Below are 2,833 nucleotides of genomic sequence, written 5' to 3'. Positions count from 1 at the left end.
TAGCCGGTGCCGTCCAAGTTGTGACATTACTGGTCGAGCGCTCCTGCAGCGAGAGCGCACCGACCTCGTCAGCCTCGGTCACGTCGGCGTTGAGACCCGTCGTGACGTTCATGTCGTACTCGGTCGCTCCGAGGATGTCTGAACCGGTCGGTGCATTACTCCCGTTGAACGAACCTCCTTCGTCGATGTAATCGACGGAGTCGTCGGAGTCGTCAGCCGAAATCTTTGTCGACTCAGAAACGTTCGGGGAGCCTGCAGCGAAGGTGTTGAACTGGACGGTGACTTCGCCGTCGTCGTCACCGTCTTCGACGTTCGCTTTGATCCAGTAGTTCTGGTCCGAGCTACCGATGACGATCGTCCCTTCGTCGGTGTTCTCCATCTGCAGGGTGATGTCGGCGACGTCACCGACCTGGTCCTGGACGACGTCTTCTTCGAACTGGATGTCGCCGTCACCAGCCTCGCTCACGTTGACCGAGGCGCTGGAGCTGGCGGTGGTGTCGTCAGCTTCGAAGTCGAACGTGTACTGGCCAGCGTCTACGCCAGAGAAGTTCGCTTCGTAGTCACCACGCGTGGCTCCGCTGATCGTGATACGGTCCTCGTCGTCGTCCTCGTCGATGTTGGAGGCCTCGAACCCGTCAGTGTTACCCTCGTCGTTGAAGGTAGCGTTCAGTTCGCTCGCGCTGAGGTCGCCGTCAGCGGAGATGTTGAGCGCAAAGTCGTTCCGGTTGGAACTGATTTCGTACTCCGCGTTCCCCTCTTCGTCGGTGACGTTGGTGTCATCGAAGTCGACATCGAGCGTCTGCTCGGTCACTTCGAACGAAGTGGAGGTGTCGACGGTTTCCCCACCGGTGGTGAGGAAGTAATCACCTTCACCGAGGTCATCCGTCTCGATGGTGATCGCTCCGTTCGAGCCGGAATTGTAGTTCCGTTCGTGAGAGCTATCCGTGATGGTCGTACCATCTGTGTCGTCGACACTACGCAGTTGATAATCTACACCCTGATCCAGACCTGTCGCATTGACGGTCTGACCAGCGTACACGAGGTTCGTGGACGATCCATCCACCTCGTAAGTTACGTTAGCGTGATTCGCAGCAGCTGAGCCGGGCAGCGCGACGGTCATCGCGAAGACCGAGAAGACCATCAGCGTAGCCAGGAACAGGCTACGAAGTTTGTCGTTTGTCGTTGTCATAGGTTGTTGATTGTCCGATTGGGCGGCGACAACAGCTTTCGTCCCGTTCGGCCGTCCGAGCGGCGTGTTTTTGACCGAATAGGAGTACTCGTTGATGCCACCATGGGTAGGGGTACATTCAAACGGTATGGTGGGTGTTATAAATCCTTTGTGGTAATGTGGGAGTGTTGACACCGCCCCTCAAGGCCTCTACCGCCGGATTTCGCCCGCTTTGGGAACATATGTTATGCTTCTAATTATATCGGAGAGAAGTAACGAACTGGCGTTAGTTCCTGTCTCGGCAGAGAATTCCCGCGATCCGGATCAGCCTATTATGCGGTTCTGTTGACTACTTGGTATGAAATATCGCCACAGCTACCGCTCGTCAGTTGGCGTCGAAGAAAAATCGAAAATTCAGGAGCCGGACAGAGTCCGGTAGTTAGCTACCTCAGTTGTTGCGGCGGACTGCCAGCAGTGCCGCAGCGATGAGGGCACCGAGAGCCGCGACGACCGTGAAGCCGGGCCCGCTGTCGTCAGTGGGCGTGTCGGTTTCCGTGTCAGGCTCGTCGGTGTCCGCATCGGTGTCAGGCGCTTCCGTGTCGGTTTCGGTGTCCGTCTCGGTCTCGGTGACCGTCTCGGTTACCGTCTCCGTCTCGGTCTCGCCACCGAGTTCGCCTTCAGCAACGACCTGACCGTCCCAGTCGTCAGACTCACGGTCGAGTTCCAGCGTCAGGTTCGTACCCTCGCTGAGGTCGCTGAAGTCCGTGCTCACGCTGAGCGTTCCGTCAGGCTGAACCGTAGCCTCGGGACGGGTCAGGAACGGACTCGTGGAGTCGTCGGAGCTGATCCGAATCTCCAGTTCGGTGCCCGGTGCCCACGTGGACGTCCCGGAGACCGTCTGGTTATCCGCGGCTTCGACGAGCACGAGGTCGTCCTCGTTCGTGTCGAGGCTGGATTCGCCGTCGATGACCTCGAACGACGACGTCTCCGTCTCCGGGTCGTCGTCGTTCGTGTTCAGCTCACTCCCGGCGTTGACCGTGAAGTTCGCCTCGTACGCGCCGTCACTATCGAAGTTACCGACTGCACCGGTGTCGATTGCAACGTAGTACGTGTCGTTGTTAGCATCGTCAACGACCGTCATGTTCGAAGCGGCGAGGTTGAGCGTCTCTTCGGGTGCGTTCGGACCGGTGTTAGTTCGCTCGACCTCGAACGAAGTCTCGCCGTTGTTCAGGAAGGCGAGAGTGGCATCGTCGTTCGTGCTAGCGAAGGCGCCTTCGAGGCCAGAGGATTCGACCTGGATGACCGCGAAGTCACTGTGATCGGACGTGTTTGCGACCTCCTCGGACTGGGTCAGGTTCGACCCGGCCGCAGCCGCGATCGTGCCCTCGTCCCAGTCGCCGAAGTCAGTACCGGCGGGTGCCGTCCAGGTCGTGACGTTACTGGTCGAGCGCTCCTGCAGCGAGAGCGCACCGACCTCGTCAGCCTCGGTCACCTCGGCGTTGAGACCCGTCGTGACGTTCATGTCGTACTCGGTCGCGCCGAGCATGTTGTCACCAGCGGGGTCAGCGTTAGTGTAGGAACCGCCTTCCTTCTGGAAGGTGACGGTGTCGTCGTCGTCCTCTGCCCAGACCTTCTGATCATCAGGAGCGCCGGATCCTGCAGTGT

General features: G+C 59.2%; 2 protein-coding genes. Both read right to left on the bottom strand.

Going from position 1 to position 2,833, the window contains the following annotated elements:
• A partial coding sequence (locus AC5FRV_RS20800; protein ID WP_493562999.1) for a DUF7827 domain-containing protein occupies positions 1–1,189 on the bottom strand: 1,189 nt, incomplete at its 3' end.
• A gap of 427 nt (positions 1,190–1,616) precedes the next feature.
• On the bottom strand, positions 1,617–2,833 hold a 1,217-nt coding region (locus tag AC5FRV_RS20795), incomplete at its 5' end, for a BGTF surface domain-containing protein (RefSeq protein ID WP_493562998.1).

It is taken from the genome of Halomicrobium sp. HArcel3, from assembly GCF_058933135.1.
Note: the sequence above shows the minus strand (reverse complement) of the source record. Positions and strands in the feature narration are given on the sequence as shown.